The sequence below is a fragment of the Paenibacillus oryzae genome (genome assembly GCF_001675045.1).
Taxonomy (GTDB): Bacteria; Bacillota; Bacilli; order Paenibacillales; family Paenibacillaceae; genus Pristimantibacillus; species Pristimantibacillus oryzae.
On the sequence record NZ_LYPA01000064.1, the window covers coordinates 247967 to 262672 of the forward strand.

At 48.3% G+C, this 14706-nt stretch carries 12 protein-coding genes; 3 read left to right on the forward strand and 9 right to left on the reverse strand.

Annotated features, from left to right (window positions below; genetic code table 11):
• Window positions 1–6: 6 nt before the first annotated feature.
• A complete protein-coding gene (locus A7K91_RS15025) occupies window positions 7–4992 on the reverse strand; it encodes a hypothetical protein (protein WP_068684104.1) in 4986 nt (1661 codons plus the stop codon).
• A gap of 229 nt (window positions 4993–5221) precedes the next feature.
• Window positions 5222–6400, reverse strand: a complete 1179-nt coding sequence (locus A7K91_RS15030; protein ID WP_068684106.1) for an MFS transporter — start codon at window positions 6398–6400, stop codon at window positions 5222–5224.
• A gap of 124 nt (window positions 6401–6524) precedes the next feature.
• Between A7K91_RS15030 and A7K91_RS15035 the strand changes: the two genes are divergently transcribed.
• Entirely contained in the window at window positions 6525–7994 is a 1470-nt protein-coding gene (locus A7K91_RS15035) for an aminotransferase class I/II-fold pyridoxal phosphate-dependent enzyme (RefSeq protein ID WP_068684108.1), read from the forward strand.
• A gap of 87 nt (window positions 7995–8081) precedes the next feature.
• Here A7K91_RS15035 and A7K91_RS15040 read toward each other — a convergent pair whose 3' ends face one another.
• Window positions 8082–8390, reverse strand: a complete 309-nt coding sequence (locus tag A7K91_RS15040) for a DUF1292 domain-containing protein (RefSeq protein WP_068684110.1) — start codon at window positions 8388–8390, stop codon at window positions 8082–8084.
• Between the two features lie 186 nt (window positions 8391–8576).
• Between A7K91_RS15040 and A7K91_RS15045 the strand changes: the two genes are divergently transcribed.
• A complete protein-coding gene (locus A7K91_RS15045) occupies window positions 8577–9173 on the forward strand; it encodes a GNAT family N-acetyltransferase (RefSeq protein WP_068684112.1) in 597 nt (198 codons plus the stop codon).
• 69 nt (window positions 9174–9242) lie between these two features.
• Here A7K91_RS15045 and A7K91_RS15050 read toward each other — a convergent pair whose 3' ends face one another.
• Complete coding sequence (locus tag A7K91_RS15050; RefSeq protein ID WP_068684114.1) at window positions 9243–9812, reverse strand: stalk domain-containing protein; 570 nt, start codon at window positions 9810–9812, stop codon at window positions 9243–9245.
• A gap of 261 nt (window positions 9813–10073) precedes the next feature.
• Between A7K91_RS15050 and A7K91_RS15055 the strand changes: the two genes are divergently transcribed.
• Window positions 10074–10802: an MBL fold metallo-hydrolase gene (locus A7K91_RS15055; protein ID WP_082967471.1), complete on the forward strand. Its 729-nt coding sequence runs from the start codon at window positions 10074–10076 to the stop codon at window positions 10800–10802.
• Window positions 10803–10966: 164 nt separating this feature from the next.
• Here A7K91_RS15055 and A7K91_RS15060 read toward each other — a convergent pair whose 3' ends face one another.
• The 5 genes from A7K91_RS15060 to A7K91_RS15080 form a co-directional block, all read right to left on the reverse strand.
• Window positions 10967–11221, reverse strand: coding sequence for a DUF3892 domain-containing protein (locus tag A7K91_RS15060; RefSeq protein WP_068684118.1), 255 nt, complete (start codon window positions 11219–11221; stop codon window positions 10967–10969).
• Between the two features lie 61 nt (window positions 11222–11282).
• A complete protein-coding gene (locus A7K91_RS26735) occupies window positions 11283–11636 on the reverse strand; it encodes a hypothetical protein (RefSeq protein WP_068684120.1) in 354 nt (117 codons plus the stop codon).
• A gap of 86 nt (window positions 11637–11722) precedes the next feature.
• Entirely contained in the window at window positions 11723–13168 is a 1446-nt protein-coding gene (locus tag A7K91_RS15070; protein ID WP_068684122.1) for a nicotinate phosphoribosyltransferase, read from the reverse strand.
• Complete coding sequence (locus A7K91_RS15075) at window positions 13158–13718, reverse strand: cysteine hydrolase family protein (protein ID WP_068684124.1); 561 nt, start codon at window positions 13716–13718, stop codon at window positions 13158–13160. The genes A7K91_RS15070 and A7K91_RS15075 overlap by 11 nt, the downstream gene beginning before the upstream one ends.
• A gap of 209 nt (window positions 13719–13927) precedes the next feature.
• Window positions 13928–14695: an NUDIX domain-containing protein gene (locus A7K91_RS15080; RefSeq protein ID WP_082967473.1), complete on the reverse strand. Its 768-nt coding sequence runs from the start codon at window positions 14693–14695 to the stop codon at window positions 13928–13930.
• Between the last annotated feature and the right edge of the window lie 11 nt (window positions 14696–14706).

A 14706-nucleotide genomic window follows, 5' to 3' on the forward strand; every position in this document is an offset into this window, starting at 1 on the left:
TTTAACTTATACGAGAACTGCAGTTGATAATACCTTGGTGGTAGTGCCAGCCTCCAGAAACAGCTTGACCCTTACCCCGGTGGCGTTCTCCATGTTATACATTTTGCTATTGAATTCGGATAAGATAAATCCGGCATAATCATAAGATAGTTGTACACTTACATCTCCCTCAAACTCAGCAGTAACCATCGTATAGTAAGAGTACTCCGGCAGCAGGACTGTGTCGAGAACGACAGAACCGCTTTGACTAGGATTGAGCAACGCTAGTTCTCCGTTAGAATTTATACCTACGTTATCCATTGATTCCAGGTAGGTAGTGCCGTCAAATCTTTCAATTACGATGTTATTGAACTTCTCTCTTTGTCCCATTGTTATGGCAGTATTATGGAATATCATCTTAGCAATGGCTATTTTGGTTTGTTTAAGGTCTTCAGCCACCTTGTAAAGGGAAGCGTCCATTATCTCCTTGTCCGAAATAGTGTAGTTGACGGTCGCCTTATCAAGCATAGCGCTGGCAATTCCATCGGCAGTCTTGCTATAGAATTGAAATTGGAATCGTGTTCCTTCCGGAGATAAAACTGTGCTATCTGCGTTCAAGTCCGACCACTCGGACCAATTGCCGTTAATAAAGGTGCGTGTTTGGATGTTGTATTGTTGCCCATCAGATGTAATCTGAGCATCCATTGTAGTGAACCTACAAAGATATCCGGAGTCTAACACAGAGGATCTATACCAACCCTCATTCTTAGTGTATAACCCCGCCTGAGCATGTAGCTCTAGCGGCAGTTTATCCGTTACCTTTATATGCAAGCTCTGTGACGGGATGTCTGTGTACGTAACTACCCCCTTATGACTGACTTCTCTCAGGAGCTTGCTGTTTATAGCAGCCAAACTGCGCATGCCATGGTTTTCTAGAACTTCAATTAGTTCTGTATCCGACAAAGGTAAAACAGCTACTTCTTGCCACTTCCCTTCGTGAACTTTTTTGAGTTGGCCTCCATCATTCCAAAGGGCCAGCATACCTCTCAGATAAGCGGAAGATATGGTTGGTTCTGGCCATACAATGTTTCTATAAATAGTATCAGAAAAAATTGCTATGTAACCTCCACCTCCTCCTCCTCCTCCCCCCCAACAGTTGGAGTTTGATGTCCCGCCCGCTCCACCCGCTGTAGCGTTGGCTGCGCCAGCAGCAATTGTAGCATTACTCCCCGCCTGCGCGCCTCCTCCCCCACCGTTGCAGCGAAATCCCCCACTAGCCGTTCCGCGTATAGCTCCACTCCACCAGCCCGGCTGCCCGTTTCCAGCTGCTGTGTTAGTGGGTGCTCTAAATACAGGAGGCGTTCCTGTTCCGCTAAGGTTTCCTGTACCACCGGATGCATTGCACCCTACTTTATAGTCCGTCATCCCCTTGATTAAAACAGCATGTATGATCGCAGTGCCTCCTGCTCCACCTCCTGCTCCGGGTAATCCCCATAGTGTTCCGTCAGCAGTACCATGACTGTTTATTTCACCATTAGTTATATCTAGAACTTGGCAGGTGATATAAACGATACCCCCGCCTGTACTGCGGGGATTAGTGACCCCGCTGTGCGGTGAACCACTGCCGCCAGCCCCTCCGAAAGTCATCCGTTTCGTTAAATCGATGGCACCTAGGCCTACTCCTCCTATACCTCCATTACCTACTGAGGGAGACCTACCTCCGGCGCCACCTGAGAATTGATTGGCTCCACCTCCGCCACCGGAGCCTACATAGTTCGTGCCAGAGGCGCTGCCTGAACCAATTCTGCCGTTTGTAGGCGAGGCTGCACCATAGTAGAAACCTTTACCAGTAGCACTAATGGTACCGTCTACTTGCAATGTACCGGAGACGTCAATAGCCAATATCCCCCCAACTGTTCCATCGTATGGTACAGGAGATACGGTTGCGCCTGATTTTACTACAAGGTTAGAAAACGAAACGACTTTGACCATCTGAAGAATACACGCGGGCAATTGTGCCTTGGTTATGATCCCCCCAATTGGTTCTGACAAGGTAAAATCACGCCCATTGACGTGAGTAATCTTCAAGCGCCCATAATTTCCAATGACCGCCCTGTCGGTTCCCCCGCTAACATGTACAATAACCGTATCGCCAATCTCAAAGTCCCCGCCGTATTTCCCAAGTTTGGATTCATCAGCAGTCACAGTCAGGAGATCATCTGTGATAGAAATTATTCTGGCACAAGTATTAACTCCCGTCATGTCAGACTGTATGGCAACATCCCCTAAAGCAGTAGAGCTATAAGCTTCTACAGCTTGTATCTCCATCATTCCCGTGGAGATATCTGTAGACTCTCCGACAGTACCTGTACCTAAATCGCGGGAGGTTAAGCCGATCTTATTTTTTCGAGAAACGTCATAGAACGAGAATTTACCGGATGTGTATGATTCATCCATAATATCAATAAGCTTTATGGTATCCCGCCAAACCGTTATGTTAGAGCCATCCATGTGCAGCTTGAATACATAGGGCTGATTTTCCAATAAGATATAATTCAGGGAGGTCAATTTCTCATAGTCACCTGATTTTATTTTGAAGATTTCAATGACATTGCCGTATATACTTCCATCCCTGTCTCTTCCCAAATTCCGCTTGAATGAGAGCAGATAGCCTGATGTAAGATCCGCATTCATATGGAACCCAAAATAGACTTCCTGCATCTTTCCGTGCAGAGAAAATGAAAGAATGGCCTCTAGATCCGAGTAGTCCATGTGAGACGAATAGCCTTGTAGGAACCCTCCACCTGCTCCTGTTACTGATTCTGTCAACATGGGCAGGCCATTACTTCTTAAATCCACAGTATTCCAAGCGAGTTCGTCCAGATCGCCGTAATGGTCATCCACGGACTTTAACATTCGTTTTGCTAGCACTACTCCACCATTAAAAATGGTACCCTCGTATGTGCCTCGATCAAAATCAGTTTGAGTCTCCAGGCTCCAGTTACGTATATAACCTTCTAAAGCATCCAGCCTTTGTTTGATAGAGTAATAAGGCGCTGCTGCCTCTGACATGTCGTCTATTAGCTTGCGGATAGTAGTCATTTCTTCTTCGGCAATTCCAACGGGTATCCAACCAGTTGCCGTATACCTGTAAAACTTGTTTTCGTCTTTTACGATACGAATGTCGTCCAGAACATTAGCTTCTGCAGGCAGGTCATCCTTGCCTTGTACTGCTGGTTTTAAGCTAAATTGTTTAAATTGATCTATGGATTCCTGAGCTTTAAGCAAGGCCTCTTCCGCTTTGTCGTCAGACGCACTTGCTACTTGAGAAGCGATATTGGCAACAGACCTAGCGTTGTCGGCAGTCGTTCTAGCCATGGTAGCGGAACTAACAGCAGTACTGGAATCTGATTTAGCTTGACTAGCTTTAGCATCAATTCCGTTAGCTGTATTCCTTGCTTCAATTGCTATGTTCTCAGCCCATTGGGATAAGGAAGCAGCACTACGGGCCACTGTTAGGGCATCGTCGGCATCGTTCATAGCTTGAGTAGCTTTTTCATCTAAACCTTCTGCGATTTCTTTAGCGCTTGCAGCGACCAGTTGGGCCTGCGCAGCTTTTCCATCAACACCGTCAGCCACATTTTTTGCCTCATTTGCAATAACCAAGCTAGCGGCGGAATTTGACAACGCCTGATCTGCTTTCCCATCCACGCTGTTTGCTATATTTTTAGCCTGATTTGCTATCGTCTCGGATGATGTAGCCCTAGTTAAAGCGGTGTCGGATTTAGTATCTGCTGAGCTTGCTTGACTTAGCGCACGGGATGCATCTGAAACAGCACTGCTTAAACTTCCGCTCATACTATCAGCCGTATCTTTTGCTGCAGTCGCCATAATCAAAGACTTTGAAGCGTTAGCATTAGCTTTAGTGATATCGTCTTCAAATCCATTTGCTTTAACACGAGCCAAATCAGCCGCGCTCTTGGCCGCATCAGCTTTTGATACAGCCGAATTTACCTTTGTATTTAATTCTATTGAGAGGCCATTTACTAAAGACTTAGTCTCATTAGCCATAATAATAGCTGCAGAGGAATTATTGGACGTAGATGCAAAATCCCCCTCCAAAGACATCACCCTGGCAAGAGCTTCTTCCGCTTTATTGTCGACTCCATTAGCAGTTGTTAAAGCTAATTCAGCTTTGTTCTTTGCCTCTGTGGCCTTGGCGTCAGTAATTAACAATTGATTATAAAGTTGATCTGTTGTTACGTCCCCCTCTACCGGTGTCGGGAGATTTTCCAGCGCCTCTTCCACTGCCGAAGCCATAGCATAAGCTATATCCGCCGTATGGTTAGCTTTAGTAGCCGTGCTCTTGGCCAAAACCACGTCAGACTTTACAACAGGAATGTCTATATTGTATGAGCTCTGTACGTTAGAAGCGATGAGATGAGCCTCGCTAGCTCTCTCCATGGCCGTCTGTGCAAGTTCCGTTGCATTGGACGTGCTTTCACTCATCCATTCCTCAAGAGCTGCTGTTCTATCCAAAGCCGACTGCGCTTTAGCGTCTGCTGCGGTCACCTTAGTATTCATTCCGATCAGGCTAGATTCCACTGAGAGGGTTTTAACAAGTGCAGTGTCTGCTTTGCCTGAAGCAGTGGATATTTGGGCATTCAGGCTTTCGGCCAAACTACTTGCTGAATTAGCTTTACTCATTGCATTCGTTGCTTGAGAAAAGGCGTTATCCGCTGTGTTTATTGCGTTAGCTGCATTAAAATTGGCCTGTTCCGCCGTCGCAATTATATCTCTCATTGCATCTGAATCTATGTCCAAAGCATCCAAGTCATCCCTAAGTTCTTTAATAAGTGCCAATGCCTCCTCGGTCATCCCATGATGATCGGACCACACGACATCAACCTTGTTTTTGTTTATTTTGTGCTCTTCGCTGAAATGGCTATCCCTTAAAACGCCTTTTCGAATCTGTTCCCCACGAAGACCTGCAAAACCGCGAGTTCCTGCCAATAAATCCACATCCTTTCGCAAAAAAAATGGGGTGAGCCCCACGTCTGAATTAAGTACATTAAGTATGAACATTATAGGGAATGATTAGAGGTTTTTTTCGTCAAGAGCGTAATGATTTGCGGTTCCAGGTCACAATTTAGACAAAACACTAAAAGAAAACAACATACAAAAAATGCCTGCATCATTTCGATGCAGACATAAAGAAGGTTTGATTCTTCAGACCGGATATTTAACTAGCCAACGGCTGCGAGGCTTTATCCAGATAGAGGAAACGGAACACAAGGCTTAATGCGGCTAGACAGAGAATGCCGCCAGCCAAATAAGGCAAGCCCAGCTCCACTGTAAAAAGCAGCGATCCCATCATCGGTCCCGCTATACGTCCCAAGCTGTCCATAGATGAGCTTAGTCCGGAAGCAACCCCTTGGCCCACCGTCGTTTTCTGAGTAATCAGCGACGTCACGCAAGGGCGAATCAACGCATTGCCGATTCCGAAAATGGCCAGCGACGTAATGGCCCACCATAGGGAATGCGCAAACAGAAGCAGGAAAAAGCCAATCGCGGATATCACTAGTCCCGCCATAATATAGTGCGGCTCCTGGCCTTTGCGGATGCGCCTGCGCACAACGCCGCCTTGGACAAGAGCGCCAACAAAGCCGCAAACAAAAAACAGCAGCCCGACCTGCAGAGGCGTCACGCCAAAGCGCTGTATGCCAAAAAACTGCAAGGTTGCCTCCATGCCCGCCAGCGTAAAGGTAACGAAAAAGGCTAGAATATATAAATATTTAAGCGGTCCGCGAAATGCGGTCCATCTGGATACGGCCTTGGTCTGGCTGTTTTTGCGTTTCTCTGGCGGCAGTGACTCCCCCAGCTTGGCGGCTGCCAGCAGAAAGGTTATGAACGCCAGCGCCGATGCGGCAAAAAACGGCATTTCCAATGATATTACACTCAGAAAACCTCCTACCGCAGGGCCAAAGGTAAAGCCAAGACCAATGGACATGCCCACAAGCCCCATCCCTTTGGTGCGTTCCTCGGGAGGCGTAATATCGGCCACGTAAGCTACGATAACAGAGGCCACTGCTCCTGAAAACAGGCCGCCCATCGCACGGGAAAGGTACATTAGCAGCAAATTGCCAGAGGATAGTCCAAACAGCAAAAAGCTGGCGGAAAAGCCTAAAAGGCCAATCAATATAATCTTCCTGCGGCCGATTCGATCCGACCAGTTGCCCCAGAGCGGAGACAACAGAAAGGAAATAGCAGAATAAAGCGCCAGCATGCGTCCGGTATGTAATTCCGCGCCTTCTTTGTCGGCTGCCAAAATAATTTCCGGCATAACCGGGATGATAATGCCAAACCCGATAAAGGTAATCATCAATATCGCCATTACGATTAATAGACGTTTATCTTTCATATTTCAATCCCCCTGTCCATATATCCTATCACATTTACAACAAAATAACCTTGCATTCCCTCTTGTTTTTGTTATACTCAACTTTGTTTGTACATCTAATCAATGAAAGGCAGGGATTACGACAATGGATCATACTAAAACTCCGCTATTTACAGCGCTTCGCCACCATGCGGAGAATAATCCCGTTCAGTTTCACATCCCCGGTCACAAAAAAGGACTGGGCAGCGACTCCGAATTCCGAGCTTTTATCGGCGACAACGCCTTGTCGATCGATTTGATCAATATAGCGCCTCTGGATGATCTGCACCAGCCAACAGCCGTCATTGCGGAAGCTCAAGCTCTCGCTGCTGATGCTTTCGGCTCCGATTATACTTATTTTTCCGTTCAAGGCACCAGCGGGGCCATCATGACGATGATTATGACGGTATGCTCGCCCGGTGACAAAATTATCGTGCCACGAAATATTCACAAATCCATTATGGCAGCCATCATTTTCGCCGGAGCTAGACCTGTTTTCATCTCGCCGGCAAGGGACAGCAATTTGGGAATCGATCACGGGATCACGACACGCGCCGTTCGCCGCGCTCTTGAGCGCCATCCCGACGCTAAAGCCGTTTTGGTCATCAACCCCACTTATTATGGCATCTGTGCCAATCTGAAAGAAATTGTAGAGCTTGTCCACAGCTACGACATTCCTGTATTGGTTGACGAGGCGCATGGCGTTTTGATTCATTTCCATGAAAAGCTTCCTATGTCAGCCATGGAGGCCGGAGCGGACATGGCGGCTACCAGCGTCCACAAGCTGGGCGGCTCCATGACGCAAAGCTCGGTATTAAACATTCGCAAGGGCAGAATTAACCCGCATCGCGTACAAACGATTATCAGCATGCTGACAACAACCTCCACCTCCTATATCCTGCTGTCCTCGCTGGATACGTCGAGACGCAATCTGGCGCTGCACGGACATGATATTGCGGAGAAGGCCATCGCTCTTGCAAGCAGCGCCCGCGAGCAAATCAACGAAATAGAAGGCCTGTATTGCTTCGGCAAGGAAATTTTGGGCGATGAAGCTACCTTTGATTATGACCCGACAAAAGTAACCGTTCACGTGCGTCATCTTGGCATTACCGGATACGAGACGGAAAACTGGCTTCGCGAGCATTACAATCTGGAAATCGAGCTAAGCGATATGTACAACATCCTGTGCCTAGTGACGCCGGGCGATAACGAAGAGTCGATCGCCAAGCTGATTGAAGCGCTCAAAGGCTTGTCGGAAGCCTTCCACGAAGGAGCAGAAGCGCGTGAGCTGGTTGTCAAAATTCCTGAAATCCCGCAATTGTCGCTAACGCCGCGTGATGCCTTTTACGCTGAAACAGAGGTTGTTCCGTTTAAGGAATCCGCCGGCCGAATCATTGCGGAATTTATTTACGTCTACCCGCCGGGCATCCCTATCCTTCTTCCAGGCGAAGTCATCTCGCAAAAAAATATCGACTACATCGTGGATCACGTGGAGGTCGGCTTGCCTGTCAAAGGCCCCGAGGACCGCAGCATCCAGAATGTTAAGGTTATTGTGGAGGAAACGGCCATTTTCTAAGCCGTTCCTTCACAAAAAAAGGCATCCCGCGACGAAACCGTCGAATAGGGTTGCCTTTTTCTTATGCCAATCGTTCAGGATTGGTCTTTACGCTTCGCCGTTTTCGGTTTTTGCGATTTCTTCGTAGATTGCCGTTACGCGCTCCCACTCGGCGTCATCCTCGATGCCTACCAGGTAAGCCTCGTCGTTTTCTTCTTCAATGCGGAAAATAACGCCGTCTTCCTCTGGATTTTGACGATCCAGCAATACGGCATATGCATTATTTTCGGATTCAAATGTATACACCATGACCATTTCGCGTTCTTCGCCTTCATCGTTGGAAACGATAAAAACATGCTCTTCGTGCTCATGATCATGTCCGCAGCCGCAATCTTCACCATGCTGATGCTCGCTCATGATTGTTACCCCATTTCAGTGAATTAATCATACCTGCCCATCGTACCATGACAGCTTACAGCGGGTCAAATATATGCTTTATTTTAGCAGCAGAAAAAATAGCTATAATTGAAGTATCCGTAGCACAACCTATATTTGCAGCTGTAAGATGGATATTAGCCTGTTATACAGAAGGAGAAACATAGTATGAAATCTGTTCTTTCCGATTGCGAAGATCATCTTTTTTCCATTGAATGCGAGGATATTATTTTACGTGAATTTTTGCCCTCTGATCTGGAGTCCTTTCATTCTCTCACATGGCAGCCTGAAATCCACGACTATTTGCCCGGCTGGAATGTCTCGAAGGAGCAGCGGGAGGAGTGGTTTTTCAATTATGAGCTACCGGAGAACAAGCAATTTTTGAGCGCGGTATCCAATAATGAAGACATTGGCGCACTTAGGCTGCGGCTGGCCATTATTTTGAAGGAGACTGGAGAATTGATCGGCTGGTGTTGTTCAGGAATAAAGGATGAATTGCCCTCGCCAAACCGGGAAATCATGTACGCCATCTCCAGGGACTACCGGAATAAAGGACTCACAACCCAGGCTGCACGAGGAATGATTACCTTTTTATTTGAAAAAACAGACATCAAGACGCTTAACGCTATTGCTCTTACAACTAACCTATCATCCAATAAAGTAATCCAAAAATGCGGCTTCGCCTTTCAGAACGTCATCGAGCTGGATGACGAGCCATACAATCATTACACTCTCGAAAAAGAGGCCTGGGATGGCGGGCTCTAGAAAAATCAAAAACCCCCAACCGCTGTTTGGCGGATTTGGGGGCTTTGGCTTATATTCACTGATTGCGGCTTACGGATTTCTTGAAGTAATCAGCTTTTCCGAAACAACAAACCATTCGTCCGTACTGGACTGCTTCATATGAAATTTAACGGTGTATTTCCCTACCGCATCGAATTTGTAATCAAACTCCTGCGTGACAAACCAGAAATTATCCGCCTGCTTGTCTATCGTTTTGCTTTCGATTAGCTTTTCCTTGTCGGAAGGGTCCGTAATCGTTATTTTCACTGCACTGATATCGGTTGTAACATTGTCAATTTGGGCGAATACTTTTATTTTACCCTGGTAACCTTTGTCGACCATGCCAAAGGGAGAGTTCCCGTTGTACATGAACATGTGAACGTTGGGCTTGCTCAAAACCGCTTTTTTGGCATTGTTGTCCCAGTCCAGCATTGCGCCAAGCGTTACCGCCATTTGCCGGAGCGGCAAATAGGATCTTCCTTCAATCAACACCCCGCCTTCGTCAAATTCCGCTCCATTTACGATGACCTTCATCTTCTGGGAAGCGGTATTGGCAAAAATCATGCTCCCTCCCCATAACGACAGCAGCATCAACAAAATCGCTACTTTTCTGAACCTCATTGCTGCTCTAACCTCCATCCGCCTGATCTGGATGTTAGTTTATACTCAAGCTTTATCGTAAAGTTGCGAGCTTTATTAAACTTTTTTAACCTGAATCAGAAAAAACCGAATTTGTCAAATGCTGTTGAAAGCTGCGCTTGCCTGGGAAATAATCCAGTCTATTTCCTGTTTTAATATTCCTGCATTTACGGAAAGGGAGATTGTCAACTCTCCCCCACTTTTGATACAGTGTAGGAAAGAATGTTGGAAGGGAAGGTTTCCATGAGAGTAACCATGGCGGGAACCGGCAGCGCTTTTGCCAAAAAATACGATAATAACAACGCGCTAATCCAAGCGGAGGGCCATACGCTGCTTGTTGATTGCGGTATTACGCTTCCCAAAGCGTTATATGAAATGGGACATAGCTTTGATGAGCTTGACGCTGTGCTGATCAGCCACATTCATGGCGATCATGTTGGGGGGCTGGAGGAGCTGGCCTTCCAAATGATGTTTAAATACAGCCGAAAGCCTGTCCTTTATATAGAAGAACGCTTGGTGGCGCCGCTATGGGAGCAAACGCTGCGAGGAGGGATGACGCAAGGCCCGCTTGGCAGCCTGGACGATTTTTTTGACGTTCGCCCGCTTAAGGAGGGCGTAAGCTATACGCTGTTTCCCGGCTTGACGGTGGAGCTGATTAAGACGCGGCATATCCCGGGCAAAGACAGCTTTTCGTTCCTGTTTAACAATAAGCTGTTCTATACGGCGGATATGCGCTTTGACGCCGGGCTTCTGACAAGCCTGCTTGCGGAAGGGCGCGCGGAAACGATCCTCCATGACTGCCAGTTTGAGGCCCCGGGAGCTGTTCATGCTTGCCTGGACGAGCTGCTGACGTTGCCCCCGGACATTCAGGAGAAGGTTTGGCTGATGCATTACGGCGATGCTATGGAGGATTACCGTGGCAAGACAGGAAAAATGAGGTTTGTAGAGCAGCGCGTGGCTTATGAATTCTGATCCATTATCGACGATTTGCTAAACCGGCAAATGCCGGCACAGCAACAAAAACGCTTGAAGGCTTCTAAGCCTTCAAGCGTTTTTGTTGTCCTGCAGCCATATAAGCTGCTGCACGTTTGATAAGTGCAGCGCGTCTATGCTGCGTCAGAGAGATAGTCTGTTGCTCAGAACAAGGGAAGCTGATCCAGATTGTTAGTAGGATCGCCATCCGCATCTCCCCGAATGTACAAATCGCCATCCTTGCCTTTAAACACATTAACGCCGGCAATGACGCCGTTTTGCACCTCTTGAAGGGCAGTAGGATAATCCAGCACCCTGCCGTTGTCCGTTTTGAAGGAAATCAAGTCTCCGTCGCCGTTTTTCTGAACAGCTACAAAGGTTTCACGCTTATTCTGAACACCCTGACCATTGTTATCCAACTGGTAAACCTCCCGTTGAAAGCATTTTCTGCATACGAATATACTATGCCACGGGGTTGTATTACTTATTCTTTCTTTTTGCGCCGCGGCCGGGAGCTGGCTTCGACCTTTTACTTCTGGCCTGTTTTCCATTCCGCGGACTCTTGCCCATCAATCTATCGGAAATCCTCAAGGAGGACCGCAAGCTGCGTCCTCTTGCATTTACCGGAAAACCGGTAAATTGGCTGACGACTGCCGCAAGAGGGCCGCTAATGCTACTAGTGGTATCATCACCGCTGCTTTGTTCATTTCGGGCTGCAACAACGGCCCACAGGGCAACCGCATCCGCGATAACAACCAAAATGGCGGCCAGCAATGCCAAATCATCGGCAGTTAATTCGTTTGGAGTTTCTTCGCTCTCCTGTTTTCTCGGCATCCCCCATTCCCCGCCCATCCAACTGGTATGATAGCAGTCTATTCAATCCAGCCGGGATGGTTTGGGCGAATAGGCAAGAACAGGTATCAATGAGGTAGAAAACGCCGAATTAACTCCTTTTGCAGCTCCCATACTTTGACGCTGAGATCAACGGGGTATTTCTCCGGATTCAGCTTGCGTAAATATTCAGGCCAAAATAGCGCAAGCTGCGTTTGATGATACTCCCGTATGTCCTCCAGATCAGGCAGCGCGGCAACTAGCTCCCCGTTCTGGAACACAGGCTCCAGCATGGGAATCGCCTCGTAGTCATCTACATATTTGTGAAGGTAGGGGTGCTGGGGATCAAACAGCTTGATCGCCTCTCCCTTCGCCACATCCGTTTCATCGCTTAGCGCAATATAGTCCGCCTCCGCCTTGCCTGTGGTTCGATCCACGATCCGGTAAACGTTTTTGACGCCTGGAATGGTTACCTTCTCGGGGTTGCCGGATATTTTGATAACCGGCTGCCATTCGCCTTCTTCTTCCTTGGCTGTAAGCTTGTAGACGCCGCCCAGCGCAGGATTGTCCGCTGCCGTTATAAGCTGCGTTCCAACGCCCCAGGAATCAATTGCGGCGCCTTGCGCCTTCAGGTTGAGCATTATGTTTTCGTCCAGGTCATTGGAAGCTACGATTTGAACATATTCCAGTCCCGCCCGATCCAGCATGGCCCGTGCCTTCTTGGAGAGATATGCAAGGTCGCCGCTGTCCAGGCGGATGCCGCGCATTCTTTTGCCCCTGCTCTCCAGCTCCTTGGCTATCCTGATCGCGCCCGGCACGCCGCTTTTGAGCGTATCATAGGTGTCAACCAGCAAGGTTACGCCATCCGGCAGGCTGTCGGCATAACGCTGGAACGCCTCGTCCTCGCTGGCATGGAATTGGACCCATGCATGAGCGTGGGTGCCCTTGACCGGGATGCCGAACAGCATGCCCGCTCTCATGTTGGACGTCGCATGGAAGCCGGAGATGTAGGCTGCCCGCGCCCCCCACATGGCCGCATCCGCCTCCTGGGCGCGCCGGGTCCCAAATTCCATCAAGGTATCCTCCGGGGCGACGCCTTTGATTCGGGCTGCTTTTGTCGCGATCAGCGTCTGGTAATTAACGAAGTTAAGAATGGCCGTTTCGATCAATTGCGCTTCAAAAATAGTGCCCTCCACCCTGATGAGTGGTTCGTTTGCAAAAACAAGCGCGCCTTCTCTCACGGCAAACAAATGCCCGCTAAAGCGAAACTGGCGAAGCTCCTCCAAAAATGCCGGCTCGTAATTTTCTTCTTGCTCCGCCAAAAAACGAAGCTCCTCCTCGCCAAAAGAAAGACCTTCAATATAACGCACCACCCGCTCCAATCCGGCAAATACGGCAAAACCGTTGCCAAAGGGCAGCTTGCGGAAATACATATCGAACACAACACGGCGATGCATCGTACCTTGCTTCCAGTGAGCGTACATCATATTAATCTGATATTTGTCCGTATGCAGCGTCAAATTGTTATAGCTCATCGTCAGCCCTCCCGTTCCTCAATACCTCCGCCCCCAGACATCCCCGAAAATGGCCTAAAGCCCATTCATGCCCGGCAGGATTAAAGCTGGCAACCGCATCCTCGTGAACCTTGACAACAAAGCCTTTGTTATAAGCATCTACGGCTGTATGGAGCACGCAAATATCGGTGCAGACGCCTATCAGATGAAGTTCCGTTATCCCTCTTGCGCGCAGCCGCAATTCAAGATCGGTGCCGCAAAAAGCGCTATAACGTGTTTTGTCCATCCAATAGATGGTATCCTTGTGTTGCTTGTAAACCTCGCTTAGTTTTCCGTAAAGCTCCCTGCCCTCTGTGCCCCTAATATTATGGGGGGGAAACAAGGCTGTTTCGGGATGATAACGATCGTCCGCTTCATGCAGGTCTACTGCCATCACAACCTCGTCGCCCGCTTCGGCAAACTGTTTCGTCAATTGGCAAATCCGGTCTTCAATAGCAATGGCCGGATCGCCGCAAGACAATTTCCCCACAACAAAATCAACGGTGTAATCAATGACGATTAATGCTTTCATTGTAATCCCTCCATCAAAAAGTTATTTTAATAGTATTATTGGGACAATATCAGAATTTCAAAAAAACAGGCAGAAGCCGCTTCACTCTCAGCTCTATACGCCTAAATGTTAGAAACAAGCATCCGGCGCTATACCTGAAATTTTGGGATTAGCTTATATGACTTCTGCATCAGCCGGCCGCCGTCAGCGTTGCTTCATGCAGGCGCGGATCATGTATAGATAGACAACAGCGGAGGCATATGCTCCGTAAATCGGTATAGCTGGGCTGCCCGCTGTGAATACCGGTTGGACAGCTTCTTTTCTCCTTTATGATCCAATACCTCTTCAATTATGCCCTTCCGGCTTTGCGTCGATGTGATTTTGCGAATAAAATTACGCTCCTGAAATTCTGGCACAACGGTTTGGATCACCTGGTATAGCTCGCTGATCGTAAATTCCTCGGGAAGGAATTCTTTAGCAATTGTAGTGGTCAGCATTTTTTGCTGTACCCTATGGAAGGCGTCGCTCAAAATTTCCCGGTGATCAAACGCAAGCTCCATGTTCAACGCTTCGTGGTATGGAAAAAGTCTGACATCCGCCGCATCGTCGCTGGCCGATCTTCCCGCAAGCAGCTTTTCGTTAACGAGAGCAAAAAAAGCATGAGAGATCATCCAGCCGCGAGGGTCTCTCCCGGGTGTGCTGTACACGCCGAAATATTCCATATGGATACGGTCGACGCCCGTTTCCTCCTGAAGCTCCCGCTTGGCGCAATCGTACATGCTTTCATCTTCCCCGCAGAAGCCGCCCGGCAGCGCCCAGGCTCCGGCAAACGGCCATCGCTTCCGCTGAATAAGCATGACTTGCAGCTCGCGGTCCGGCAGCGCCTTTTTCCCGGCGGCCTTTTCCTTTGTTTCAATCGTAAAAATAACAATATCGCTTGGAGCCCCATCCGGCGTCCGATAATTGCTGGGAGAATATGTGGTCTGATTTTCGATCAAGACGGTCAACT

Bases quoted from the DNA above. Each gene is read 5' to 3' on its own strand.
- A7K91_RS15030 (WP_068684106.1), bottom strand. From the start codon at position 6,400: ATGAAAGATAAACGTCTATTAATCGTAATGGCGATATTGATGATTACC.
- A7K91_RS15035 (WP_068684108.1), top strand. From the start codon at position 6,525: ATGGATCATACTAAAACTCCGCTATTTACAGCGCTTCGCCACCATGCG.
- A7K91_RS15040 (WP_068684110.1), bottom strand. From the start codon at position 8,390: ATGAGCGAGCATCAGCATGGTGAAGATTGCGGCTGCGGACATGATCAT.
- A7K91_RS15045 (WP_068684112.1), top strand. From the start codon at position 8,577: ATGAAATCTGTTCTTTCCGATTGCGAAGATCATCTTTTTTCCATTGAA.
- A7K91_RS15050 (WP_068684114.1), bottom strand. From the start codon at position 9,812: ATGAGGTTCAGAAAAGTAGCGATTTTGTTGATGCTGCTGTCGTTATGG.
- A7K91_RS15055 (WP_082967471.1), top strand. From the start codon at position 10,074: ATGAGAGTAACCATGGCGGGAACCGGCAGCGCTTTTGCCAAAAAATAC.
- A7K91_RS26735 (WP_068684120.1), bottom strand. From the start codon at position 11,636: ATGCCGAGAAAACAGGAGAGCGAAGAAACTCCAAACGAATTAACTGCC.
- A7K91_RS15070 (WP_068684122.1), bottom strand. From the start codon at position 13,168: ATGAGCTATAACAATTTGACGCTGCATACGGACAAATATCAGATTAAT.
- A7K91_RS15075 (WP_068684124.1), bottom strand. From the start codon at position 13,718: ATGAAAGCATTAATCGTCATTGATTACACCGTTGATTTTGTTGTGGGG.